Below are 25,212 nucleotides of genomic sequence, written 5' to 3' on the forward strand. Positions count from 1 at the left end.
ATTCCTACCTTCTATATAAGTTCTTTTATATTATCCTTTCCCTTAAAGCGACTTTTAATGAGTAAATATTGTTCCATTTCATACACAAGTTGAACAAGTTTCGCACGTATCTCAAATTCTTCGCGTGTAACTGGCAATGGCATGTCTCTAAATAATTCCCTCATTTCTTGAAGCTGCCTTAAGGAAATAACGCCAGTACTCTCAGGGCTAATAGCATTACCAATGTTTTCAACAACATCTGCAATCATGTCAGCTTGTTCATATGTCCACGATAAAGAAGCTGCTAGTGGTATCATTCGCTCTAAAATTTCGAATTGTTGCATGCGCATATTAAAATAACGATAGTAATAATCATCTTCTCGCATAAATGCATTCTCAAGTTTTTTAAACGATAAATCCCTTGCTTCATTTAACATATTCTCGGTTTCAATGAGTTCTGCTCCACTCCAACTACTTTCTCGATTTCGTAAATACACAACCATTTCAAACAAAATCGTTTTAAAATTACTCTCTATTTTATCCTGATACTCTTTTAGCTTATTTTCACTACTCGGCATATACATATTTACTAATAACGCCACGCTAATCCCTATCGTTAATATAGCAATTTCATTTCCAACTATAAGCCATGTAATTTGCTTCAATGAATATAGATGCATAACAATAACTGAACTCGTGACAATACCTTCTTGAATTTTAAGCATTACTGCAGTCGGAATAAATGTAAGTAACAATATGCTAATTGCAAGTGGTGTATAGCCTATCGTTTCAAAAATACAAAACGCGAATACCATTGATAATACACACGCTAGAAAACGATGTAACGACACTTGAAGCGATTTGCGCTTCGTATTTTGTACACATAAAATAACTAAAATACCTGCTGAACTATAAAATTCTAACCCTAATAACTGAGCAATAAAAACTGCCGCGCCTGTCCCTATTGCTGTTTTTACTGTACGATATCCAATTTTAAACATATCATTACTCCTATATGTATAAACGTATTTACAGCTAGTATAAAAAAAGGATGACACAATGTCATCCTTTTCTACTTATTATTCACATAACCTTTTCATATTACAATATTTTTTGTAAAAATTGTTGCGCACGTTCACTTTTCGGCGCTGCAAAAAATTCTTCTGGCGCACTATCTTCTACAAGCTTTCCTCCGTCCAAGAAAAGAACACGATCTGCCACTTCTTTTGCAAAACCCATTTCATGTGTAACGATAGCCATCGTCATTCCTGTCGTAACTAACGATTTCATAACTTCTAACACTTCTTTCACCATCTCTGGATCTAGCGCCGATGTCGGTTCATCAAATAACATAACTTCCGGTTCCATTGCTAACGCTCTTGCAATTGCTACACGTTGCTTTTGTCCTCCCGAAAGACGATTTGGATACGTATCTTTTTTATCTACTAATCCAACCTTTTCTAAAAGTTTCTCAGCTTTCTTTTCAGCTTCTTGCTTCGTTACCCCTCTTACATTGATAGGAGCATACGTAATATTTTCTAATACAGTCATATGAGGAAATAAGTGAAAATGCTGAAATACCATACCGACATTTTCACGAACATGCATAACATTCGTTTTCGGATTGGTTACTTCTTCCGTTCCAATCCAAATGTGACCATCCGTTGGTGCTTCTAACATATTCATACAACGTAAAAATGTTGATTTTCCTGATCCAGAAGGTCCTATAATTGCAACTACTTCCCCTTTTTCAATCGTTGTTGTAATTCCTTTTAATACTTCATTTTTACCAAATGATTTATGAAGGTTTTCAATTTTAATCACTTTTCTTCATTCTCCCTTCAATTGCCTTCCCGACTAATGTAAGAATAATGACTAACATATAATAAATCAGTCCAACAAAAAGTAATGGTTCAAGATATTTAAATGTCTCACCGCCTACAATGTAAGCACGACGCATTAAATCAGTCGCGCCTATTACTGTTACTACAGCCGATTCTTTCGTAAGTGTCGCAAATTCATTCACAAGCGCTGGTAATATATTTTTTAATGCTTGAGGGAAAATAATATTTCTCATCATTTTTCCGTATGGTATCCCTAAAGCCATTGCTGCTTCTGTTTGTCCTTTATCAACCGCTTGAATACCAGCACGAATTACTTCTGACATGTATGCACCTGAATTCAAGCTAAACGCAAGTACAGCTGCTAAGAATGCTGGTATTTCATAACCAATTATTTGTGGGACGCCGAAATAAATAATCATTAATTGCAATACAAGTGGTGTACCACGAAAAATTGATGTATAAAAATCTGCTGCTATATTTAATGCTCGTATTCTAACAATTTTACAAAGTGCTAATAGCGTTCCTAAAATAAATCCTGCTAAAGCTGATACCGCTACAATTTTCAAAGTAACTTCTAAACCTTTTAGTATATATGGTATCGAAGGCGTAATCGCCGAAAAATCTAAATTCATTCTTTTCATTCCCCTCACAGAAAAGTGAAAGGCAGCTTATTTTCCGCTGCCAAACCATTTCTTCACTAATTTATCCATTTCTCCATTTTCTTGCATTTTTTTAATTACTTTATTAAATTCAGCTGTTTTATCACTGTTTTTCGGAAGGGCAATTGCTGCTCCAACTTCTTCTGGTGCTTCTTTAATTTCAATTCCTTGTAAATCTTTCATTTTCTCTAAATAATTTTTAGCAACTGTGTCTTCTATAATTGCAGCCTCAAAACGACCAGCTTTAATTTCTTGTACGATTTCTGGTATACGGTCACGTCCCTCAACTTGGAAATCTACTTGTTTTTTAAATTCGGCTGCTTTCTCTTCTTGAATAGACCCTGTTTGTACTCCTACTTTTTTCCCTTTTAAATCCTCTACAGATTTAATGTTAGAATCCTTTTTAGAAACGACCATATTTTTCGCAACAAAATAAATATCTGTAAAATCAACGTTATTTTTACGCTCTGCAGTTGGCGTCATGCCTGCCATTACGAAATCAACTTTTCCTGAACTAAGAGATGCTAATAAACCACCAAAATCCATATCTTTCACTTTCACTTCATACCCAAGTTCTTTTCCGATATATTTAGCAACATCAACATCAAAACCAATAATTTCATCACTTTTTGAAGCTTCCACGTATTCATATGGTTTATAATCCGCTGAAGTCCCCATTACGAGTACTTTCTTATTTCCTTTTGTTTCTTTCGACTCCCCATTACTACAAGCGCTGAATATACTTACAATTAAAATAAGTGCAAACGATATTGATACTAACTTCTTCATCTTTCTTCCCCCTAATAATGTATATTTAAAAGTTTAATAGAATATTTATTCGATGTTTGTATTGTATCAGCACTTTTATTTTTATGCAATATATAAAATAAAAATAAATAAAACAGCAATACAAACGATGTTTATTATGTATAAAAAAATGCATAAAACAACATAACTATGCATATCTCAGAAATTTTAATAATAAATAAAAAAGCGGCACATCCACTTGATTGTGGATGTGCCGCTTTTTCTCTTATTTTTTATAGTTCTTCACAATTCTCTTCGAAATACGATTGTAGTTTCGCAATAACTTGCATCGGTTCATGACCTTCAATTTCATGACGCTCTACCATCGTTACAATTTTTCCATCTTTTAATAAAGCAAATGATGGAGAAGAAGGTGGGTACCCTTCGAAATATTCACGCGCTCTTGCTGTCGCTTCTTTATCTTGACCTGCAAACACCGTTACAAGGTGGTTAGGACGTTTATCATAATGTACGGAATGCGCAGCAGCAGGACGAGCAATACCACCTGCACAACCACATACAGAGTTTACCATTACAAGTGTTGTTCCATTTCTTTTAAATGCTTCTTCTACCGCTTCTGGCGTCGTCAATTCTGTATATCCAGCAGAGACAATCTCTTCACGCGCTTGGCGGACAACATCATTCATAAAAAAGTTAAAATTAATCACTCTTTTCCCTCCTCTAAAACTACCTATTTGTATCTTACCAGTTAATGTTTATGAAATACAAGTAAGTTTACTTGTATTTAAGTATAGAAAAGGTGTTAGAGCTCTTGCTCTAACACCTTTTCTTTAATGACCACGATGTTTTTGCTTTACTTTTTGTACTTTAATTAAACGTCTTCTTTCTTTTTCAGCTTCTCGCTTCTCTTTAGACTGCACTTTCTTTTCTTGCTTATGCAATTCATAAGATAAACTAATCGCCTCTTGCGCCTTAGTAAAACGTTTAATAGTTGTTTCTTTTGCTGCTTGTCGTATGATACGCTTTATGTTTTTAGGACGCTGTTTTTCATTAACTTCTACACCACATTTTGCAAAGTGCTGAAAATGCTCTAAAAGTGAACCATTCACAAACATAAGCACTTCTTCATCTGACGGTTCCGCTCCAAAAATATACCTCGCTCCATACAATTTCCCTTTTTCTTTACATGTAATAATTCCAACAAAAAATTGACCATCGTGATATACTGTCAAATCCATTGACAGCCCCTCCTTTAAAAGATTAGAAATACGGGACATCCCGGAGGGGAAGGTTACTGACATGAAATCATGCGTCTGGACTACCAACCAGAGCTGTGTTTTTGTATTTCTTTCACTATTATTATATCTTTTTTTCCATAATCTTCATATATTCAGCAATCATTTTTTTATGCGATCCTACAATATAGTCAGGTAGTTCTGTTAGTGAAAAGAATTTAAGCTGAACTGCTTCTTCTTTATTCATAACAAAATCCCCTTCGTATTCATCCGTATAATAGGCGGTTGTTACAGATTGAAATTCATCACCGTTTGCTAATTTTGTAAAGTAGTTCGCTCCAGAAAATACATTGATTAGTCGCAAATTCTTCACTTTTATTCCTGTCTCTTCATATACTTCACGATAAGCTGTTTCTTCTGGTGATTCACTAAGCTCCATTAGCCCGCCAGGTAGCCCCCATTTTCCGTACGGCTCTGTCCGCTGCTGTAATAAAACATATCCATTTTCATTTATAACGAGTACAACAGCACCAACTAAAATTAAAGGGCGATGACCAACTATTTTTCGTAATTCTTCTACATATCCCACCGTATCGCCTCCTTTTTCGTTGTCCACACTATTGTATCATATGTACGAAACGACAAAATGCGTATATCTTTCATTTTTTTAACAAAATATTTATTTTATGTGATTCATCTATTGTAGCTAACATGATAGATTCGACTTCTGTACTCTCCTCTAGCAATTCTCTCGCCCACGCTTCTGTTTTTCCTAATAATGCAAGAACATCTTTCTGTATCCTCCCATCCTTTACTAATACAAAAGAAACTGGAGATTTTTTTCCCGCCACTTTAAGATCAAGCCGCGAAACTGCTTCATATTTTGGATACCGAAATATAGAAACGACACCGTTTGCTTCCCATAATGCTAATTTAATCGTTTGAATATCGCTCACATTTCGCATACGAAATTCCGAAAATAAATATCCCGCCGTAATTCTCGCCTTTTTCAAATTGCTACAATCAATGGAACCATTATGTATAAGAATAATCGGTGCAGGCTTTAAAAACCGTCTCCATCTATCCCATTTCAACATTAAAATAGAGCTTACAATATGAAGTACAACTAGTATACAAATTGTACTCATTGAACCAAGTAATCCGACCTTTTCATCAAAAACTGCATTAGAAATATTCCCGCCAAGTAATAACACTAATACAACATCTAAAAAACGAAGTTGTGCGATAGACCTTTGCCCATCGCTTTCGCAACTAATATTAAAAATATGTATGCTATAATAGCCCGAATAACCCATTTACTATTAGAAAGATGCCGTGCTCCTTCAAAAATATGCATATGCATCACTTTGCACTCCTTACCCGTCTCAAACTGCTATCCTGTTTAGTTTGCAACGTTTATGAGCATATATGTAAAAAAGCTGGTTCGTTTAAAAACGAACCAGCTTTTTTTACTTAACTGAAAACATATATTTTTTATAAGTTTTCCGTACCGATAGTATGAGCCCCATCATAATCATATTCGAGAATAAGGAACTTCCCCCATACGATAAGAAAGGTAATGCAATACCTTTTACAGGCATTAATCCAACAATCATACCGATGTTTTGGAATATTTGAACTGTTAATATACCGATCGATCCAGCGCATAATAATGTACCAAATAAATTATCAGCGGAATAACCAATAATAATTGTTCGATATAGTAGTAATAGGAACAAGAAGACAACTAAGGCTGCTACGATAAATCCACCTTCTTCGGCAATTGTAGCGAAAATAAAGTCAGTATGCTTCTCTGGGATATAGACGCTTCCTCCCCCAAACCCTTTGCCTTCCATTCCTCCACTACCTACAGCTAAAATCGATTGCTGTGTTTGATAACCTTGATCTGCATTTTCAAATGGATTTAACCAACCTACAATACGCGACTGTTGGTGAGGTTTTAGTAAAGTAACTAACTTATTATAGAAAAAATCTGGATACTTAAAGAAAATAAATATTAATGTAGATAATATGGTCACCGGAATAACTGTACATAATGCTATCAATTTTTTTTGAATACCTGACATAAATAAAATACATGCAATAGCAGCAGCATATAAGAACACCATACCTGTATCCGGTTGGCTATATACAACAGCCATAGGAGGAAGAGAAACTAGCATAATTTTACCTACTAATTTTAAATCCGTTTGGAATGTCCTTGCCATATACTGCGCATTATGTTTCACAGCTATGCTTGCTACTACAAGAAGCAATGCAATTTTGAAAAACTCAGACGGCTGAATTTGTCCAAGTACTGGAAAAACGAACCATCTTTTTGCACCTAATTTTTCAGGTGTGAAGGTGGAAACCGGTAGTATTTTCAAAAGAATAAGTGAACCAAACCCGGCAATATAAAGTGGCCAAGACAATTTTTGCAATTGATCTAAGTCGATGCTTGCAACAAGAAGTAACAATACAATCCCAATTATGTAGTTAACACCTTGTTTCATAGCAAAGTTTGCAGCTCCATACTGTCCCGTTTGCTGACTGCTATATATAGCAGCTATACTCGTCACACATAGTGCACACAAAATTAAAATTAATTTTACATCTAAACTTTTTAGAAACTCGGTACTTCTTTTCATGACATCCTCCTGAAACATTGTTACGGCAAAAATAAAAAACCAGGAGTCAACATTCTTCATGTTTTGACGACTGATTACACATTATCTATAAAACACTTATATAGAATAACTCTCTTTTTCATACAATACAATATATTATACTACAGTTTCATCAGTAAGATTTGCCAAAAAAATTATTCTTTTCTTATTTTATATCCATATACCATATATCAGCAATGTATTTTCGTAAATTCCTAATACATAATCGTTTATTGTAAGATTACTGGGAAAGATATTTATACATATAGTAGGATGTAGATGAAGAAATAAGATAATAAAAAGCTCGCATAAGCGAGCTTTTTATTAATATACAGATGTATTATTTTCTGACATGTTTTCTAAAATTTCTTTAACACGTCCTAAGAACTTACCACAAATTAAACCATCAAGTACTCGGTGATCAAGTGATAAACATAAGTTAACCATGTCACGGGCACCGAACATACCGTTATCCATAATTACTGGGCGTTTTACAATTGATTCAACTTGTAAAATAGCCGCTTGTGGGTAATTAATAATACCCATAGATTGAACAGAGCCGAATGATCCTGTGTTATTAATTGTAAATGTTCCACCTTGCATTTCGTCCGCTTTTAACGATTTCGTACGTACTTTTCCTGCAAGTTCTGTAATTTCACGAGCGATACCTTTAATTGTTTTCTCGTCCGCTTGCTTAATTACTGGTACAAATAGTTCTTCCTCTGTTGCAACAGCGATAGAAAGGTTAATATCTTTCTTCTGAACAATTTTATCGCCAGCCCACATTGAATTAATTTGAGGATACTCTTTTAACGCTTGTGCTACTGCTTTTACGAAGAAAGCAAAGAACGTTAAGTTAAAGCCTTCACGCTTCTTAAATTCACCTTTAATTGAGTTACGGTATGACACAAGGTTTGTCACATCTACTTCAATCATCATCCAAGCATGTGGTGCTTCGTGTTTACTACGTAACATGTTTGCTGCGATTGCTTTACGCACACCTGTTACTGGAATTTCGATATCTCCAGGCATTGTAGGTACAGAAACTGGTTTCGCAGCTTCTACTTTTTGCGCTACTGGTGCTGCTTTTGGTGCTTCTGGGCGAGCTTCTACTACTGCCGCTACAGCTTCCTCTTTCTTCGCCGCACCTGCTTGTGGAATATTTCCAGATTCCACTAGCTTTAAAATATCTTTACGAGTGATACGGCCGTTTGCTCCCGTACCTTCTACTAAATCTAAATCAACGTTATGCTCACCCGCAAGTTTTAACACAGCTGGTGAAAAACGTGGTTTTCCATCAGTTGGTTGTTTTACTTTCGGTGCTTTTTCAGACGTAGCTACTTCTGCATTTGGTTCTTCTTTTGTTTTTTCCTCAACAGCTGTTGCTGCTACTTCATCTGCGCCTTCTACTTGAATCACACAAACTACTTCACCTACAGCTAACGTATCACCTTCACCAGCGATTAACTCTTTCACAATACCCGTGAAAGAAGATGGTACTTCAGCATTTACTTTATCAGTCATTACTTCTGCAAGCGGATCATACTTGTTTACGTGATCGCCAACATTAACGAGCCATTTACTAATTGTGCCCTCTGTAACGCTCTCCCCGAGCTGAGGCATTGTAATATTTTCTACAGCCATGTATAGTCCCCCCGATTAAAATTCCGCAAGTTCACGCATTGCTTTTTCAACTTTATCTGGATTTACCATAAAGAATTTTTCCATTGTTGGTGCATATGGCATTGCTGGAACGTCTGGACCTGCAAGACGTGCGATTGGCGCATCTAAATCAAATAGACAGTTTTCAGCAATAATTGCTGCCACTTCACTCATAATGCTTCCTTCTTTATTGTCTTCTGTTACAAGAAGAACTTTACCTGTTTTAGAAGCTGCTTCAATGATTGCTTCTTTATCTAATGGATATACAGTACGTAAATCAAGAATGTGTGCAGAGATGCCATCTTGTGCTAACTTTTCAGCCGCTTGAAGAGCAAAATGAACACATAATCCGTACGTGATAACTGTAATATCATCACCTTCACGTTTTACATCTGCTTTTCCGATTGGTAATACGTAGTCATCCTCCGGCACTTCACCTTTAATTAAACGATATGCACGTTTATGTTCGAAGAATAATACTGGATCTTCATCACGAATGGCTGCTTTTAATAAGCCTTTTGCATCATATGGTGTAGAAGGGATAACGATTTTTAAACCTGGTTGGTTTGCAAACATCGCTTCTACAGATTGTGAATGATACAATGCACCGTGAACACCCCCGCCAAATGGTGCACGAATTGTAACTGGACAAGTCCAATCATTATTAGAACGATAACGAATTTTTGCTGCCTCAGAAACAATTTGGTTTACTGCTGGCATGATGAAATCAGCAAACTGCATTTCAGCGATTGGACGCATACCATACATTGCCGCACCAATTGCTACCCCAGCAATTGCAGATTCTGCAAGCGGTGCATCAAGAGCACGATCTTCACCAAATTGATCATACAAACCGTGTGTCGCTTTAAACACACCACCTTTTTTACCAACATCTTCTCCTAAAACGAATACTTTCTCATCGCGTTCCATTTCTTCGCGCATTGCTAATGTAATAGCATCAATATAAGACATTACAGCCATGAAACGTTCCCCCCTATTCTGCGTATACGTGCTTCAATGCATCTTCAGGTGCTGCATACGGAGCATTTTCTGCATATTCTGTTGCTTCATTTACGATATGCATAATTTCGTCTAACATTTGTTTTTCCGATTCCTCAGTTAACACACCAGCTTCTTTTAAATAAGCCGCGAATGTTATAATTGAATCTTTTTTCTTTGCTTCTTCTACTTCTTCTTTATCACGATAAACACGATCATCATCGTCACTAGAATGTGCTGTTAAACGATATGATACTGTTTCAATTAAAGTTGGGCCTTCACCACGACGACCGCGATCTGCTGCTTCTTTTACAGCTTTATATACTGCAAGCGGATCGTTTCCGTCTATTGTATATCCAGGCATACCATAACCAATCGCACGATCTGATACGTTTTTACATGCTAATTGTTTTTCAACTGGAATAGAGATTGCATATTTGTTATTTTCACACATAAAAATAACAGGTAGTTTGTGTACACCAGCAAAGTTTGCCCCCTCATGGAAGTCACCTTGGTTTGAAGAACCTTCTCCAAATGTAACGAACGTTACTAAATCTTTCTTCTCCATTTTTCCAGCTAGTGCAATACCGACTGCATGTGGTACTTGCGTTGTTACTGGAGATGAACCTGTAACAATACGATTTTTCTTTTGACCGAAGTGACCAGGCATTTGACGACCACCAGAGTTTGGATCTCCAGCTTTCGCGAAAGCAGACAACATAAGCTCTTTAGCTGTCATACCAAATGCTAGTACAACACCCATATCACGGTAGTATGGTAATGCATAATCTTTCTCTCTATCAAGAGCGAACGCCGCTCCAACTTGTGCAGCCTCTTGTCCTTGACAAGAAATTACGAATGGAATTTTACCAGCGCGGTTTAATAACCACATACGTTCGTCGATTTTACGTGCAAGTAACATCGTACGGAACATTTCTAATACTTGCTCATCACTTAAGCCAAGCTCTTCATGGCGCTTTTCTTTTACTTCTGCCATTTTTCATAACCTCCTAAATCCACATTTTTATGCGTGTAACGCTCTTCCATCTACAGCAAGTGCTGCTTCACTAATCGCCTCAGATAATGATGGATGCGGATGAATTGTATGTGCTACTTCCCAAGGTGTTGCATCAAGTACTCTTGCAAGACCAGCTTCAGAAATCATATCTGTTACATGCGGTCCGATCATATGAACACCAAGAATGTCATTTGTCTCTTCATCAACTACAAGTTTTACGAAACCATCTGATTCTCCGTATACAAGTGCTTTTCCGATTGCGCGGAATGAGAACTTACCTACTTTTAACTTATAGCCTTTTTCTTTCGCTTCTTGTTCTGTTAAACCGACAGAAGCAACTTCTGGACTGCTATATACGCATTTTGATACCATAGAGTAATCAATTGTTGTAACTTCTTTCCCTGCAATATGTTCTACTGCAGCAATTCCTTCATGAGAAGCAACGTGAGCAAGTTGCAGGCCACCGATTACATCTCCAATTGCGTAAATATGCGATTCTTTCGTTTGATAAAACTCATTTGTTTGAATGTATCCTTTTTCCACAACGATATCTGTGTTCTCTAAGCCAATATTTTGCGTATTCGCTTGTCTTCCTACAGATACAAGCATTTTTTCTGCTTTAAATTCTTTATTTTCACCGTTGTGTTCAGCTTGGATTGTTACTCCATTATCTTTTACCAATGTTTCTGGTAATACTTTTGCACCAGTTACTACTTTAATACCTTTTTTCTTGAATAGACGTTGCATTTCTTTTGAGACGTCTTGATCTTCTAGTGGTAATATCGTTTTCGCATACTCTAATACTGTAACTTCTACACCGAAGTCAGCAAGCATAGATGCCCACTCAATACCGATTACACCGCCACCAACGATAATAATCGAACTAGGAAGCGTTTCCATTTTTAGAGCATGATCTGAAGACATTACGTACTCTCCGTCTAATTCTAAACCTGGTAATGAATTTGGACGAGAACCTGTTGCAATAAGTACATTTTTTGGAATTAACATTTCATTCTCTTCTCCACTTGCAAGTTCAACTGAAATTGTCCCTGGCATCGGAGAGAAAATAGATGGGCCAAGAATACGGCCAATACCTTCAAACACATCAATTTTACCTTGTTTCATTAAGTGTTGAACGCCTTTATGAAGCTGCGTTACAATCTTCTCTTTACGCTCTTGTACTTTCGCAAAGTTTAGTTCTACATTGCTTGCAATAACTCCGAACTCTTCGCTTTTTTTAGCAGTTGCATATACTTCCGCACTACGTAAAAGAGCTTTACTAGGGATACATCCTTTGTGTAAACAAGTACCACCAAGATTTTCTTTTTCGACTAGTGCAGTTTTTAACCCTAGTTGTGATGCACGAATTGCAGCAACATATCCACCAGTACCGCCGCCAACGATGACTAAATCATATTCTTTTGCCATTATCTCAACCCCTAGCTACCGTTTCTTTTTCACGTACAACGTATTCTTTTGGAGCTTCTTCTTCACGTAATACACGAAGTGCTCCTTCTGCTAACGCTTCTAACTCATCTTCGCCTGGATGTACAATAACATCTGCAATCCAGTCCACTCGCTCTTTTATTTCATCGACAAGAATTTTACTGTATGCCAGTCCACCAGTTAATACGATTGCATCGATTTTCCCGTGAAGTACAGCGCTAGCTCCGCCAATCTCTTTTGCAACTTGATATGCCATTGCTTTATAAATAAGAGTTGCTTCAGGATCACCTTTTTCAACCATTTTCTCTACTTTAATCGCATCATTTGTACCGATTAAACTTACAAGTCCACCTTGTCCGACAAGCTTTTTAATCATTTCATCTCGGTAATACTCACCAGAGAAACACATTTCTACTAGTTGCCCTACTGGTACTGTACCAGCACGCTCTGGACTAAATGGTCCTTCTCCGTTTAAACCGTTATTCACATCGATTACTCTTCCTTTTTTATGAGCACCAACTGTAATACCACCGCCCATATGTGTAACTAATAAATTTAAATCCTCATATTTGTGGTTTAACTGTTCGGCTACTTTACGAGCAACTGCTTTTTGATTTAATGCATGGAAGATACTTTTACGTTCCATACCAGCAATACCACTTATACGAGCAACTGGCTCCATCTCATCTACAACGACAGGATCCACAATAAATGCAGGAATGTTTAATCCAGAAGCAATTTCATATGCTAAAATGCCTCCAAGGTTTGAAGCGTGATGACCGCTAAACCCATTTTTTAAATCTTCTAACATCGCATCGTTTACTGTATACGTACCGCCTTCGATTGGACGAAGTAATCCACCACGTCCACAAACAGCGTTTAATTTTGAAATGTTAATACCATGAGAATGTAGAACTTCTAAAATCGTTTCTTTTCGAAACTCATATTGGTCGATAATTCGCTTGTATTTCCCAATCTGTTCTACGTCATGACGAATCGTTTCTTCTAAAACGGGTCTTTCATTATCAAAAACACCAATTTTTGTGGATGTACTACCTGGGTTAATAACAAGAATTCGATTTACAGACAATGTTGCTACCTCCACTAATAAATTCAAAAGGAAGCGGAAACCTCATAAGAGGTAACCACGCCTTTTGTAAAAGTTATATATGAATGATTAGCGACGGCTAATAATATCGTGACCGTTGCGTAAGTAAGTGCTACGAGAATTTTTCAAGCTTGCAATGCGCTCTTCAGCTAGACGATCTGCCGCTACATAAGTTGCTATGCCATCGCGTTTTGAAATTTCGATTACTTTTGCAATTGTGTCATAAATAGACTCAACACGTTTTAGTGCACGTTCTCTATTGTATCCATATAATTCGTCTGCTACGTTAATTACGCCACCTGCATTAATTACATAATCTGGTGCGTATACAATACCCATTTCATGAATGATGTCACCGTGACGATTTTCTTTTAATTGGTTATTTGCAGAACCTGCGATTACTTTTGCTTTAAGTTGTGGAATAGTTTCATCATTAACTGTTGCGCCTAATGCACATGGTGCGTAAATATCGCATTCAACACCGTAAATTTCATTTGGTTCAACTGCTGATGCACCGAATTCTTCTACAGCACGTTGTACAGCTTCTTTATTAATATCTGTAACGATTAATTTTGCTCCTTCAGCGTGTAAATGTTTGCATAGGTGATATGCTACGTTACCAACGCCTTGAACAGCAATTACTTTTCCTTCTAAATTGTCAGTACCGAAAGCTTCTTTTGCAGCTGCTTTCATACCACGGTAAACACCGTATGCAGTTACTGGAGATGGGTTACCAGAAGAACCGAATGATGGTGAGATACCTGTTACAAAGTCAGTTTCTTCATGGATAATATCCATATCATCTACTGTTGTACCAACATCTTCAGCTGTAATGTAACGTCCGTTTAGTCCTTGGATATAACGTCCTAGTGCACGGAACATTGCTTCGCTCTTATCTTTACGAGGATCACCGATAATTACTGTTTTCGCACCACCTAAGTTTAAACCAGCTGCTGCGTTTTTGTATGTCATCCCTTTTGCAAGACGCAATGCATCTTCAATCGCCGCTTCTTCAGAATCATATGTCCACATTCTTGTTCCACCAAGAGCCGGTCCAAGTGTTGTATCATGAATTGCAATAATTGCTTTTAAACCAGATTCTTTATCTTGACAAAATACTACTTGCTCATAATCATATTTTTCTAAGTATTCGAAGATTTCTAATGTCATTGTCGTTTCCCCCTAATGTTTTACCCTTTTTGGTTTATTTTGAAGCAGTCGCAACTGCCAATGCTAATGAATATACTTTTGTTTCTGCTGAATCAGCACGAGATGTTAAAACAATCGGTGCTTTTGCGCCAGCAATCATTGCTCCTACTTTTGCATCCGCAAAGTATACGAGTGATTTATATAGCACATTTCCAGCTTCAATCGTTGGGACGAGTAAAATATCTGCCTTACCTGCTACATCACTTACTATGCCTTTATGCTCTGCTGCAATTTGTGATACTGCATTATCTAAAGCAAGTGGTCCATCAACGATACAATCTTTAATTTGTCCGCGGCGATTCATTTGTGTTAACATCGCTGCATCAATTGTCGCCTGCATCGCTGGATTCACAACTTCTACTGCTGCGATTGGTGCCACTTTGGGCAAGTCGATTCCTATTGCCTGGGCAACTTCTACAGTATTTTGTATAATAGCAGCTTTTTGTGTTACGTCAGGTGCGATGTTCATCGCTGCATCTGTAACGAAAATAAGACGGTCGTAATTTTGAACTTCAAATGCTGCTACATGTGAAAGTACGCTACCTTTACGTAGGCCCCACTCTTTGTTTAACACAGCCTTCAAAATATTTGCTGTTGGGATGTTCCCCTTCATAAGCACATCTGCTTCACCATTTCTCACAGCTTTAACAGAAAGTTCTGCAGCTTCAGCACTAGACATTGCTGCAATCACTTCAACATGTTCTGAAGTTTGTAAACCATGTTCTTGTAGCATCCCCATTATTTTTTCTTGATTTCCATATAGACGAAATTGAGCTAGCTGTAATTTAATTGCTTTCGCTACAGCTTCAATTACTTCATGATCTTCAGCTACTGCTACAGCCACAGTTTTTTTAGGCTGTCCTGCTTGATCAATTAAGTATTCTAACTTCATATTTTGTAATCAACCCTTTCCGTCGTCCCTCGTCCATTTATAAAGCAAATACCGTGCCAACTTTTAAAAGTGGTCTTACCAATAATGAAAACGTATTCAAAATGCAGTAAAATCAATACTTTGGAAAATAACGAAAAATTCTGTCTTATCTTGTCGCTTTTTGTATACCATGCAATAAATTGCACGGTATGCAATTTATTGCGTGCTATTTTTTGCATGGTTATACTTTTCTAGCTTGTAATATAAATTTCGAACGGAAATTCCTAACGCTTTTGCAGTTTGTGTTTTATTCCCATCAAATCTCTCCAAATATTCATAAATAATATTCCCTTCAAACTCTGTCACTAAATGTTCAAGTGGCTTTTCTTCTAATTCAGGTAATAAATGAGATTGCTTTGACTCCACCTGCTCTTCGTTATGTAATGGCGGTAAATGGTGTACATCAATATAGGTCTCGTTATAATTCATAAAGATAATAGCTCTCCCCAAAATATTTTCAAGTTCCCTCACATTTCCTGGCCATTCGTATGATTGTAAATATAAAACGGCTGAATCAGTGAGCCCTTCTACATTACGACCGTAATCTTGATTAATTTTTTGAATCAACCTGTCCGCAATTGTCGGTATATCTCCTTTACGTTGACGAAGAGATGGAATTTGAATTGGGATTTTATTTAATCGATAATATAAATCCTCCCTAAACTTCCCTTCTAGAATAGCCTTTTCTAAATTCACATGTGTCGCTGCAATTACTCGAACATTAATAGGTATCGCTTTCGTTCCACCAACTTTTACAATTTCTTTTTCCTGCAATACACGAAGGAGTTTCGCTTGTGTATTTGCAGACAACTCCCCTATTTCATCTAAAAAAATACTACCGTTATTCGCTTCCTCAAAGAACCCACGTTTCCCGCCTCTTTTCGCTCCAGAAAACGCCCCTTCCTCATAACCAAATAATTCACTTTCTAACAACGTCTCCGAAATGGCCGCACAGTTTACACGGACGAACTTATTGTATTTTCGATTACTTCCATTATGGATTGCATGTGCAAACAATTCTTTACCAGTCCCAGATTCCCCGCGTAACAGTACTGTTGCTGGTGTATTCGCTCCTAGCTTCGCCTGTTCGATAGCTGCAGTTGTTTCATCTGAATTTCCGACAATATCATCAAATGAATATTTCGCTTCTAATGTGCGAATAATTTGCCTTGCTCTATTCAATTCATTTGTTAATTTTTGAATTTCCGACACGTCACGGATAACGCCGACGCTTCCTTTCAATATTCCATCCACAATAACTGGTGCTACGTTTACAATTACATCTCGCTTTTTTTGCCCAATCTTCATATGTATTCCGCGCACCGCACGACGCGTTCGAAGTACTTTCATATGCATACTTTCGCCTTCTACAATATCAGTTGTAGCAGGCTTCCCAATAATATCTTCTTCTGTTAAACCCGTTAATTTCGTATATGCCGGGTTAATGACTAAACCTCTTCCTTTTTCATCCACAACTGAAATCGCTTCTTCAGATGAGTTAATAATTGCCTCTAATAGTGTTTGAATTTCTTTTAAATCTGTAACTTCTTCCGCAAGATCTACAACTTCTGTTATATCTTTAAAAATTGCAAATGCCCCTTGCACCTCTCCGCCTTCTTTTAATATTGGAATACGCGTTGTAATAATTTTCTTTCCATTCTCTAATGTCAGTTCATAATTTACTTCTATTTGTTTCGTACGTATAATGCGAAGTAATTTACTAGTTGGAATGACTTCTAAAATATATTTTCCTATCGCCTCTTCTTTTTTATATCCGATAATACGCTCTGCACTTTTATTAAAAAGACGAACTTGTCCCTCTCGATCAATTACGATCATGCCGTCATGTGTAGAATTTAAAATTAATTCTCCTTGTTGCGTTTGTTCCTCTAACTGCCCAATTAGCCCTTCCTTCTCATGCGCTAATCCTGTAACAATTTTTGCGATATCACCTGGTATAAGAAGAGTGTCTTTTTTCTTTTTTTCCAATAAAACTTTATGTACATCATCTTCACCTGTCATATCAAATATTACATCAATATGCATAGAAAGAAATGGAGTTACACTTTCTCCAATTGCATTCCCGTATTCCTTAGCAATTTGTAATCCTTTTGCCAATGGATTTATATCAATAATCCCTATAATTTGAAATATATTCGAACTTTGTAACAGATTCAGCAGCGCGCTCCCGCCTTCACCCGCACCAACAATTAATACTTTTTGTTTCATATATTACACTTCCTCTCGAAGTAACTCTGCAAATTTTTTCACACCCTTATCTTACTCGTTCAGCACCCTCTTGACAAACCCCTTTCCGTATAACATCATTAAAATATACGAAATAATCTGAAAAGGAGTATTATGTATGCAGCGTTACGTTGCTCTACTATTAGCACTCATCCCTATTTCATTAGCTGTATTTGGTATAAAGTTAATGAGAGATACGGTATTCGGGATTCTATTTCCACCAATTTCTATACTGTGGTTACAATTTTTAATCGGCGCTCTCTGCTTCGCGCTCGGCTTTTATATCTTTGGTGGCTTCGTCTTGCACCGAGATCGCAAACGAAATAAAGTACAAGCTCGCTTTAGAAGATAGGAATGCCCCACTATTTATAAATAAAAAAATGAGACCGTTACACGCGGTCTCATTTTTTTATTGGCAATAACGTTCTTGCCGTTTCAGGGTAATCAGTAATAATCGCCGATATATTCATATCAAAATATTTACGCATAAGCGTTTCTTCATTAATTGTATAAGGGCGAACCTCTACACCACTTTCCATCGTTAGTTCGACAATAGCATCTTGAAGGTAACGATAATTCGGATGTACTGCTGTAGCCCCCATTTTTTTCGCGTATGCCCACGGACTATGCAAACCTTCGCGATATAAAATTGCTGTTTGAATATCAGGAGCCATCATATGGCACCGTTTCATACTGTAGTGATTAAACGAAGAAAATACAACACGATCCTCTAAACTAAATTTCCGTACAAGCGTTATAACTTCTTCCTCTAAACCTCTGTATGGAATTTTATTATTTTTAAGTTCAATATTAAGTAGCAAACTCGTTTGTTCAAGCCATTCTAATACCTCTTCTAAAAGTGGTATTTTACAAAAACCTACTTTATCACCAAATTTATAACTTGCATCTAACTTACATAAGTCCTCATATACATAATTCCGAACCGCACCTTTTCCATTTGTTGTCCGGTCCACCGTTTCATCATGAATGACGACAACTTTCCCATCTTTCGTTAATTGAACATCAAGTTCAATTCCATCCGCTCTAAAAGACTCAGCCGCTTCAAATGAAATCATTGTATTTTCTGGGTACGTTCCAGCCGCACCACGATGTGCAAATATAAGAGTCATCCTCACTCCCCCAATCTTATGCTATACTATACGAAAAAGGAGGTACTTCTATGAAACCATTACAAATTTCTCCAGACACTGCAGTCCGCTTATCAAAAGCACTAGGTGTTCCACTTGAACAACTCATGCATATGCCGCAGCACATTTTAATTCAAAAGCTAGTTGAATTAGAAAAACAAAATAAAGACGAAGAATAATACAGTCCTGTTTTGCAGGACTTTTTATTATTTTCTATTATATCATGGATGCCTTTCCTACTAAAATCCTTTAACAGATGTGCTACGATGCAATTTAGCCGTCCCTTCATCATTTAATAATGAATCACACCTTTTCTTTTTTGTTACATGTAATAAAGAAAGCAGACCATTTATTTATAAGTTCCCCATTGCGTCCTAAAAACACGATCATAAAAAAACTAGAAGCCCTTTATATTATTTTTTATTGAACGTGCGGAGCATCCCCTGATTCGTACAATTCTTTCGCTTTTTCCTCCCCGAATGTAGTTAAAATATAATGTTGCTCTTCTAACGCATCCATTGCTCTAGTTGCTTTACAAATGCTATCTTCTTGAGCATCCGACAAATAACTGTGATCTTCTACAATTTTACTAAAATCCTTTTGTACCCATCTATTAGCAATTGCTAATAGCTCATTTTTCTTCGCAAAGCTATTCTTATTTATAATTTCTTTTAATTTTTTAGCATTATTTTGAATAATTGGGATAGAGCCCGATTTTCGTCCTGCCACCACTTTTTGATGAGTCATGCGATGCATTGCTGTAATGACTTCTCTTTCAGTAGAATTTTCAGTAACATACACATCAACAAAGACTCCATCTATCTACTATTGTTTGGTCTTCTTTTTTATCTATTTGAGCACTCTCTTCTTTATCTACTGGATTATGGGCAAGTTCTAACATTCCAAATGTAACTGCAATAGCAAGAACTCCCATAGCTGCTACTATTCCTAGCCAAGTTGAAATTTTATTTTTCATTCCCCTTCTCCCTATCTATATCTATTTAATTGCCTTATAAAAAACTCACTTACATGTAATATTACTAAAAGTAGGTTTTATTTTCCATGATATCAAATAGTCTCTTTTTCTCAACAAAATAAAAAGACCAACGAATTATAACATTCATTGGTCTTTCATTAAAAAGTTTATTGATTTTAAAATTACTATTGAGCATAGAGTTCCAGCATGCATCGGTTTTACTAAAACGAAAACCCTTTGGTACTTCTACTCTCAGCTAGCTTTATGTTCAAGTCTCAACTTATCCGCAACCATTGCGATAAACTCAGAGTTCGTAGGTTTTGCTTTTGACATGGATACTGTATAACCAAATAAGGACGATATAGAATCAATATTCCCACGGCTCCACGCTACTTCAATTGCGTGACGAATTGCGCGCTCCACACGGCTCGCTGTCGTATTATATTTCTTTGCGATATCTGGATACAATACTTTCGTAATCGATCCTAATAATTCGATATCGTTGTATACCATGGAAATCGCTTCTCGTAAATACATATATCCTTTAATATGAGCGGGTACACCAATTTCATGAATGATACTCGTAATACTCGCATCTAAGTTTTTCGGTTTTCCATCTACTGTTGTTGCTGATCGGAATGATGGTAGTGGACGTTTAATCATAGCGTTTGCTTTACCACTCACTTGACGAATATGACTTGTTAAATTCTCCATATCAAATGGTTTTAATATGAAATATGAGGCACCTAAGTCAACAGCTTTTTTCGTCACATCTTCTTGCCCGAATGCCGTCAACATAATTACGCTAGGCTGTTTTAACCTTTCAATATGTCGCATTTTTTCCAATACAGCTAAACCGTCTAAGTGTGGCATAATAATGTCTAAAACGAGTACATCAGGTTGCTTATCTGTTAATAAGTTTAAACACTCTTGACCATTATAAGCAGTACCGATTACTTCCATATCATCTTGAGCGGCTACATAGCTCTCTAACATTGATACTAGTTCTTTATTATCATCCACAAGACATACTTTAATTTTCTCCACAGCTTTTCCTCCCTTACCGAATCGATTCTCCGACATGTGTATCCTTCTAGGCTACATGAATTGTTCGACAATTGTGTGAAAATTCCCTTTTAAAGTTTCTTACTTTCCGATAAAATCACAAAAAAATATGTTTATCGTTCATTTATTCCCTTTCGCAACACATTCCATCATAGAAATACAACGAAACGTTCAACCCTTTCCTTTTATTTTACAACAAAAAACACCTCTTGCGGAGCTTTTACAAAATTTCAACGAATTTTTCAACAGAAAAAGCGAGCTAATAATATATATTAGCTCGCTTTTTTCTCTTGATCATAAATATTAATTCCAGCTTGATGTAACATCCATTCAATATGAACACCATATCCTGATGTTGGATCATTTACAAATACATGTGTAACAGCACCAATTACTTTTCCATTTTGTACAATTGGACTTCCACTCATTCCTTGTACGATACCGCCCGTTTTCGCTAATAGACGTTTATCTGTTACTTTTATTACCATACCCTTTGTAGCTGGGAATTTTTGCTGCACTGTACTAACAACTTCAATATCAAACGCCTCTACTTTATCTTGATTAATAACTGTTAATATTTTTGCTGGTCCTTCTTTTACTTGATGAGATAATGCAATAGGCATTGCTTTATCCATTATACCATTTTTCATATTCGTCTTTAATTTTCCAAAAATACCATATGGACTATTAATTGTAATATCGCCAATCACTTCACGGTCTGGTGAGAATCTTGCTAATTTCTCTCCTGGATTCCCATGACTACCTCTTTCAATCGATGTAACTGTCGAGCGCATAATTTGTCCATCTTCGACTTGAATCGGCTTTTTCGTATCATTATCAGAAATAACATGACCAAGTGCCCCATATTTCATAGAATCTGGATGAACAAATGTCATCGTTCCAATTCCAGCTGCCGAATCACGGATATACAAGCCAATTCGATAAGACGATTCACCGTTGTCTTTTTGTGGAGTTAGCTTCGTACGAATATATTTTCCATCTCTTAACAATACAAGATTAAGCGGTTCACCTGTTTCTCCACTATTATGAATAAACGGTGCTACATCACTCATTCTTTCAATTGTTTTACCATTAATTTCAGTAATCATATCTCCGATTTGTACACCTGCTGTTTCACCAGGAGATATTTTACCTTTTTCAGTTTGAATTAAATGATGGCCTACAACAAGTACACCTTTTGTATTTAATTTCACACCAATTGATTGTCCACCTGGAATCACTTTAAAATCTTTTAACACTTTCACATTTACTTTTTTCACTGGAAAACCAGCAAGCTGAAATACCATATCAGCTTCACCATTTTGATGAGAATTTACCATAAGTCCTTGTTTTTGTTCATTCGAACTCACTGTAAATACATGACGATTTGTGGATGAAGCTTTGAAAACTGGTAATGATGATATTTCTGATTGTTGTCCTTCAAAAACAACAAGTTGTTTCGGTGATGAAATAAATGTTCGAAGCGGTTTAAAACATCCAATAAAAACTAAAGAAACAAGGAGACAAAGACCTATTATTTTTCGAAATTTTTCTAATTTCAACTTGTTCACTCTCCTCGCTCCTACCCCACATTCAGCCTCTTGGCTTCACTTTTTAATCTCTCCTTGCAATGCTTTATTTATAACCGGAAGAATTAAGAAATCTTCATTTGAGAAAAAAAGCTATCCATTACTGGATAGCCTCTGCTGTCTGTTTAAAATGATGCGCTTGCGTAAGTAATTCTTTCGCATGCTCTGTCGTTAAATCTGTAATTTCCACACCAGAAATCATTCGAGCTATTTCTGTTACTTTATCCTCCATATTTAAAACAGTAACCGAAGTAATTGTCCGATCATTCGCTACTTGTTTTCGAATAAATAAATGCGAATCCGCCATTGAAGCTACTTGAGGTAAGTGCGTAATACAAAGTACTTGCGAGTTTACTGATACTCGATAAATTTTTTCTGCAATAGCCTGTGCGACCCGGCCACTTACACCTGTATCCACTTCATCAAAAATAACAGATGCAACCCCTTGATGCTTAGAAAAAATGCTTTTTAAAGCTAAAATGATACGAGATAACTCTCCTCCAGAAGCAACCTTTGAAAGTGGTTTTAGCGGCTCTCCTGGGTTCGTTGAAATATAAAATTCCACATGATCGTAACCGTCCGCCGTAAGTCTTACCGGTGCACCTTCCACAAGGGGCTCTTCTGCATTTCCTTCTCTCTTCATAATTCTCACTTCAAATTTCGTTTTTTCCATATATAATTCTTTTAATTCCTGATGAATTGCATTTGTAAGATGTTCTGCAAGCTCATGACGCATATTACTTAACAACGTTGCTTCTTTCAGAATAACACTTTCTAATTCCTTCAACTGTTTCTTCGTCGTTTCAATATGAACGTCTTTATTTTCAATCGTAAAAATTTCCTTTTCAATTTTATCAGCATACGCTAAAATCTCTTCTACAGTATTTCCATATTTTCTCTTTAGCATACGAATTTCATTCAAACGTGTTTCGATTTCATCTAAACGATTTGGATCATATTCCATCATATCGAGCTTTTCTCTCAGTTGATAGGCAACCTCTTCTAATAAGTAATAACTATTTGCAATTGAATCATGATTCTCTTGATACACTTCATCTAAATGTGTAATACTTTCCATTTGCCCCATTGCACTTCTTACATTATCTAATCCTTGTCCGTCGGCACTTAACGAACGATATGCATCACCTAACGCTTTATAAATCTTTTCAAAATTAGAAATTTGTAATCGTTCCTCAGTTAATTCATTTTCTTCATCCAGCTTTAAATCCGCCTTGCGAATTTCTTCATGCTGAAACTGAATTAAATCTAAGCGATGTGCCATTTGTTGTTCATTTTCACTTAACGATTTCAATTGTTTTTTTAATTTTTCATAGTCAGCGTATACGTTTTGATATATATCTAATTGTTTAACGATTCGATCCCCATCAAAATGATCAAGCATAAACAGATGTCGTTCTTCATTCATTAAATCTTGCGTTTCATGCTGTCCATGAATATCAACAAGTGTTTTCCCAATTTCTTTTAATATGCTAAGTGTAACAAGCTTCCCATTTACACGACATACACTCTTCCCGTTCGCAGCAATATCACGCTTTAAAATAATCATGCCATCTTCTATTTCTATATCTAACTCTTCTGCCTTTTCAATACATGGATGCTTCTCATCTTCAACATAAAATAACCCTTCAATCTCAGCCTTTTCTGTTCCATATCGAACAAATTCTGCTGACCCACGGCCACCTACAAGTAAACTAATTGCATCAATAATAATCGATTTTCCGGCCCCTGTTTCACCGCTTAAAACCGTTAAACCTTTTTGAAAAGAAATATTTAATGCTTCAATAATAGCAAAGTTTCTAATCGATAATTCCGATAACAATGCCCCATTCACCTCGTTATAAAATAATCCCTTACTAAAGGATTTTCTCAGTTCTTCATTCAAATAATCATGCTATATATTTGTATGTATATACTCTTCTAACCCGCTTCATTGTACCAAACATTTGTTTTACGGGTCAATCCATCTATTTTTTAACTTTATACACACAAAATATTATATTACAATTGAAAATTCATATTTTTAAACAATAAAAATATCTTGTTCACTTTCCACTTTATGATGGAAAGCAAACAAGATTTTTTGTTACAACATATTTAAGAAACGATCAGAGACAACACCTGTATCTTCAGGTGTACGGCAAATAATTAAGCAAGTATCATCACCACAGATGGTTCCGATGATCTCATCCCACTCTAAATGATCAATAAGTGCTCCAAGTGAATGAGCGTTACCAGGCAATGTTTTTAGCACAAGCATATGTCCTGCCGTGTCTAATTTTACAAATGAATCCACTAGATTTCGTTTTAATTTTTGTAACGGGTTAAATCGTTGATCTGCTGGCAAGCTATATTTATAGCGCCCATCATGTAATGGCACCTTCACTAAGTGCAATTCTTTAATATCGCGCGATACTGTTGCTTGCGTTACATTAAATCCCTCATTACGTAAAATATCAACTAATTCATCTTGTGTTTCAATTTCTTTGTTTGCAATAATTTCCCTGATTTTAATATGGCGCTGACCTTTATTCATACATTTGCACCTCACACTATCTCTTACCATAGTTTAAACATTGGTATACTTCACTTATTTATGTTAACTTATAATTCGTTTCTTGTACACAATTGTTTTTGCAATCATT

Annotated in this window: 23 protein-coding genes and 2 pseudogenes; 2 read left to right on the plus strand and 23 right to left on the minus strand. The window is 36.3% G+C overall.

Features of this window, described 5'->3' with window-relative positions:
* Positions 1-11: 11 nt before the first annotated feature.
* From F3I02_RS12530 to F3I02_RS12610, 17 genes and pseudogenes are all read right to left on the minus strand, one after another.
* On the minus strand, positions 12-980 hold the full coding sequence (locus F3I02_RS12530; RefSeq protein ID WP_000472672.1) for an aromatic acid exporter family protein: 969 nt from the start codon (positions 978-980) through the stop codon (positions 12-14).
* 100 nt (positions 981-1,080) lie between these two features.
* Complete coding sequence (locus F3I02_RS12535; protein WP_000590204.1) at positions 1,081-1,803, minus strand: amino acid ABC transporter ATP-binding protein; 723 nt, start codon at positions 1,801-1,803, stop codon at positions 1,081-1,083.
* Complete coding sequence (locus tag F3I02_RS12540; RefSeq protein WP_001046920.1) at positions 1,796-2,455, minus strand: amino acid ABC transporter permease; 660 nt, start codon at positions 2,453-2,455, stop codon at positions 1,796-1,798. The genes F3I02_RS12535 and F3I02_RS12540 overlap by 8 nt, the downstream gene beginning before the upstream one ends.
* Positions 2,456-2,491: 36 nt before the next feature.
* A complete protein-coding gene (locus F3I02_RS12545) occupies positions 2,492-3,271 on the minus strand; it encodes a transporter substrate-binding domain-containing protein (protein WP_000737679.1) in 780 nt (259 codons plus the stop codon).
* A 251-nt stretch (positions 3,272-3,522) separates the two neighbouring features.
* The gene (locus F3I02_RS12550) at positions 3,523-3,936 is read right to left on the minus strand and encodes a BrxA/BrxB family bacilliredoxin (RefSeq protein ID WP_001979317.1); all 414 of its coding nucleotides are present in this window, start codon (positions 3,934-3,936) and stop codon (positions 3,523-3,525) included.
* 144 nt (positions 3,937-4,080) lie between these two features.
* The gene (locus tag F3I02_RS12555; protein WP_080495067.1) at positions 4,081-4,488 is read right to left on the minus strand and encodes a YjdF family protein; all 408 of its coding nucleotides are present in this window, start codon (positions 4,486-4,488) and stop codon (positions 4,081-4,083) included.
* Between the two features lie 121 nt (positions 4,489-4,609).
* Positions 4,610-5,074 (minus strand): NUDIX hydrolase, encoded by a 465-nt coding sequence (locus F3I02_RS12560; protein ID WP_000542550.1) that lies wholly within the window; start codon positions 5,072-5,074, stop codon positions 4,610-4,612.
* Between the two features lie 70 nt (positions 5,075-5,144).
* Positions 5,145-5,848, minus strand: a pseudogene (locus F3I02_RS12565) (DUF421 domain-containing protein).
* 106 nt (positions 5,849-5,954) lie between these two features.
* Complete coding sequence (locus F3I02_RS12570; RefSeq protein ID WP_000831178.1) at positions 5,955-7,133, minus strand: FtsW/RodA/SpoVE family cell cycle protein; 1,179 nt, start codon at positions 7,131-7,133, stop codon at positions 5,955-5,957.
* Between the two features lie 342 nt (positions 7,134-7,475).
* Positions 7,476-8,795, minus strand: a complete 1,320-nt coding sequence (locus F3I02_RS12575) for a dihydrolipoamide acetyltransferase family protein (protein WP_000257674.1) — start codon at positions 8,793-8,795, stop codon at positions 7,476-7,478.
* Positions 8,796-8,810: 15 nt separating this feature from the next.
* Entirely contained in the window at positions 8,811-9,794 is a 984-nt protein-coding gene (gene bfmBAB / locus F3I02_RS12580) for a 3-methyl-2-oxobutanoate dehydrogenase subunit beta (RefSeq protein ID WP_000290071.1), read from the minus strand.
* A 13-nt stretch (positions 9,795-9,807) separates the two neighbouring features.
* Positions 9,808-10,809, minus strand: a complete 1,002-nt coding sequence (gene bfmBAA, locus F3I02_RS12585) for a 3-methyl-2-oxobutanoate dehydrogenase subunit alpha (protein ID WP_000852551.1) — start codon at positions 10,807-10,809, stop codon at positions 9,808-9,810.
* Between the two features lie 27 nt (positions 10,810-10,836).
* The gene (gene lpdA, locus F3I02_RS12590) at positions 10,837-12,258 is read right to left on the minus strand and encodes a dihydrolipoyl dehydrogenase (protein WP_196478036.1); all 1,422 of its coding nucleotides are present in this window, start codon (positions 12,256-12,258) and stop codon (positions 10,837-10,839) included.
* Positions 12,259-12,262: 4 nt separating this feature from the next.
* Positions 12,263-13,366, minus strand: coding sequence for a butyrate kinase (buk, locus tag F3I02_RS12595; protein WP_000115780.1), 1,104 nt, complete (start codon positions 13,364-13,366; stop codon positions 12,263-12,265).
* An 87-nt stretch (positions 13,367-13,453) separates the two neighbouring features.
* Positions 13,454-14,554, minus strand: coding sequence for a leucine dehydrogenase (locus F3I02_RS12600; protein WP_000171357.1), 1,101 nt, complete (start codon positions 14,552-14,554; stop codon positions 13,454-13,456).
* A gap of 34 nt (positions 14,555-14,588) precedes the next feature.
* Positions 14,589-15,485: a phosphate butyryltransferase gene (gene yqiS, locus F3I02_RS12605; RefSeq protein ID WP_000764680.1), complete on the minus strand. Its 897-nt coding sequence runs from the start codon at positions 15,483-15,485 to the stop codon at positions 14,589-14,591.
* A 195-nt stretch (positions 15,486-15,680) separates the two neighbouring features.
* Positions 15,681-17,753, minus strand: a complete 2,073-nt coding sequence (locus F3I02_RS12610) for a sigma 54-interacting transcriptional regulator (protein WP_196478037.1) — start codon at positions 17,751-17,753, stop codon at positions 15,681-15,683.
* Positions 17,754-17,889: 136 nt separating this feature from the next.
* On the opposite strand from F3I02_RS12610, the gene F3I02_RS12615 reads away from it, so the two are divergent.
* The gene (locus F3I02_RS12615; protein WP_001190210.1) at positions 17,890-18,123 is read left to right on the plus strand and encodes a DUF2627 domain-containing protein; all 234 of its coding nucleotides are present in this window, start codon (positions 17,890-17,892) and stop codon (positions 18,121-18,123) included.
* Between the two features lie 49 nt (positions 18,124-18,172).
* Here the strand turns inward: F3I02_RS12615 and F3I02_RS12620 are convergent, their stop codons facing one another.
* A complete protein-coding gene (locus F3I02_RS12620; RefSeq protein ID WP_000172585.1) occupies positions 18,173-18,901 on the minus strand; it encodes a glycerophosphodiester phosphodiesterase in 729 nt (242 codons plus the stop codon).
* Positions 18,902-18,951: 50 nt separating this feature from the next.
* On the opposite strand from F3I02_RS12620, the gene F3I02_RS12625 reads away from it, so the two are divergent.
* Positions 18,952-19,098 carry a YycC family protein gene (locus F3I02_RS12625; protein ID WP_000803575.1) on the plus strand — a complete coding sequence of 49 codons (147 nt, stop codon included), beginning with the start codon at positions 18,952-18,954 and terminating at the stop codon, positions 19,096-19,098.
* 241 nt (positions 19,099-19,339) lie between these two features.
* Here F3I02_RS12625 and F3I02_RS12630 read toward each other — a convergent pair.
* The 5 genes and pseudogenes from F3I02_RS12630 to argR all read right to left on the minus strand — a co-directional run bounded on the left by F3I02_RS12630 (position 19,340) and on the right by argR (position 25,103).
* Positions 19,340-19,895 (minus strand): annotated as a pseudogene (locus F3I02_RS12630) (PRK06770 family protein).
* A 252-nt stretch (positions 19,896-20,147) separates the two neighbouring features.
* Positions 20,148-20,942 (minus strand): sporulation transcription factor Spo0A, encoded by a 795-nt coding sequence (gene spo0A / locus F3I02_RS12640; RefSeq protein WP_011110369.1) that lies wholly within the window; start codon positions 20,940-20,942, stop codon positions 20,148-20,150.
* A 290-nt stretch (positions 20,943-21,232) separates the two neighbouring features.
* Positions 21,233-22,531: a SpoIVB peptidase gene (spoIVB, locus tag F3I02_RS12645; RefSeq protein ID WP_002164177.1), complete on the minus strand. Its 1,299-nt coding sequence runs from the start codon at positions 22,529-22,531 to the stop codon at positions 21,233-21,235.
* A gap of 118 nt (positions 22,532-22,649) precedes the next feature.
* Positions 22,650-24,389: a DNA repair protein RecN gene (gene recN, locus F3I02_RS12650; RefSeq protein WP_074593454.1), complete on the minus strand. Its 1,740-nt coding sequence runs from the start codon at positions 24,387-24,389 to the stop codon at positions 22,650-22,652.
* A 264-nt stretch (positions 24,390-24,653) separates the two neighbouring features.
* Positions 24,654-25,103 (minus strand): arginine repressor ArgR, encoded by a 450-nt coding sequence (gene argR / locus F3I02_RS12655; protein ID WP_001032581.1) that lies wholly within the window; start codon positions 25,101-25,103, stop codon positions 24,654-24,656.
* Positions 25,104-25,212 lie beyond the last annotated feature (109 nt).

This window comes from Bacillus sp. SRB3LM, from assembly GCF_015712745.1.
GTDB classification, from domain to species: Bacteria; Bacillota; Bacilli; order Bacillales; family Bacillaceae_G; genus Bacillus_A; species Bacillus_A thuringiensis_K.

What these genes read in the sequence shown, in the direction of transcription:
- F3I02_RS12530 (WP_000472672.1), bottom strand. Translation starts at nt 980, where the DNA reads ATGTTTAAAATTGGATATCGTACAGTAAAAACAGCAATAGGGACAGGC.
- F3I02_RS12540 (WP_001046920.1), bottom strand. Translation starts at nt 2,455, where the DNA reads ATGAATTTAGATTTTTCGGCGATTACGCCTTCGATACCATATATACTA.
- F3I02_RS12545 (WP_000737679.1), bottom strand. Translation starts at nt 3,271, where the DNA reads ATGAAGAAGTTAGTATCAATATCGTTTGCACTTATTTTAATTGTAAGT.
- F3I02_RS12550 (WP_001979317.1), bottom strand. Translation starts at nt 3,936, where the DNA reads ATGAATGATGTTGTCCGCCAAGCGCGTGAAGAGATTGTCTCTGCTGGA.
- F3I02_RS12555 (WP_080495067.1), bottom strand. Translation starts at nt 4,488, where the DNA reads ATGGATTTGACAGTATATCACGATGGTCAATTTTTTGTTGGAATTATT.
- F3I02_RS12570 (WP_000831178.1), bottom strand. Translation starts at nt 7,133, where the DNA reads ATGAAAAGAAGTACCGAGTTTCTAAAAAGTTTAGATGTAAAATTAATT.
- F3I02_RS12575 (WP_000257674.1), bottom strand. Translation starts at nt 8,795, where the DNA reads ATGGCTGTAGAAAATATTACAATGCCTCAGCTCGGGGAGAGCGTTACA.
- bfmBAB (WP_000290071.1), bottom strand. Translation starts at nt 9,794, where the DNA reads ATGGCTGTAATGTCTTATATTGATGCTATTACATTAGCAATGCGCGAA.
- bfmBAA (WP_000852551.1), bottom strand. Translation starts at nt 10,809, where the DNA reads ATGGCAGAAGTAAAAGAAAAGCGCCATGAAGAGCTTGGCTTAAGTGAT.
- lpdA (WP_196478036.1), bottom strand. Translation starts at nt 12,258, where the DNA reads ATGGCAAAAGAATATGATTTAGTCATCGTTGGCGGCGGTACTGGTGGA.
- F3I02_RS12600 (WP_000171357.1), bottom strand. Translation starts at nt 14,554, where the DNA reads ATGACATTAGAAATCTTCGAATACTTAGAAAAATATGATTATGAGCAA.
- yqiS (WP_000764680.1), bottom strand. Translation starts at nt 15,485, where the DNA reads ATGAAGTTAGAATACTTAATTGATCAAGCAGGACAGCCTAAAAAAACT.
- F3I02_RS12610 (WP_196478037.1), bottom strand. Translation starts at nt 17,753, where the DNA reads ATGAAACAAAAAGTATTAATTGTTGGTGCGGGTGAAGGCGGGAGCGCG.
- F3I02_RS12615 (WP_001190210.1), top strand. Translation starts at nt 17,890, where the DNA reads ATGCAGCGTTACGTTGCTCTACTATTAGCACTCATCCCTATTTCATTA.
- F3I02_RS12620 (WP_000172585.1), bottom strand. Translation starts at nt 18,901, where the DNA reads ATGACTCTTATATTTGCACATCGTGGTGCGGCTGGAACGTACCCAGAA.
- F3I02_RS12625 (WP_000803575.1), top strand. Translation starts at nt 18,952, where the DNA reads ATGAAACCATTACAAATTTCTCCAGACACTGCAGTCCGCTTATCAAAA.
- argR (WP_001032581.1), bottom strand. Translation starts at nt 25,103, where the DNA reads ATGAATAAAGGTCAGCGCCATATTAAAATCAGGGAAATTATTGCAAAC.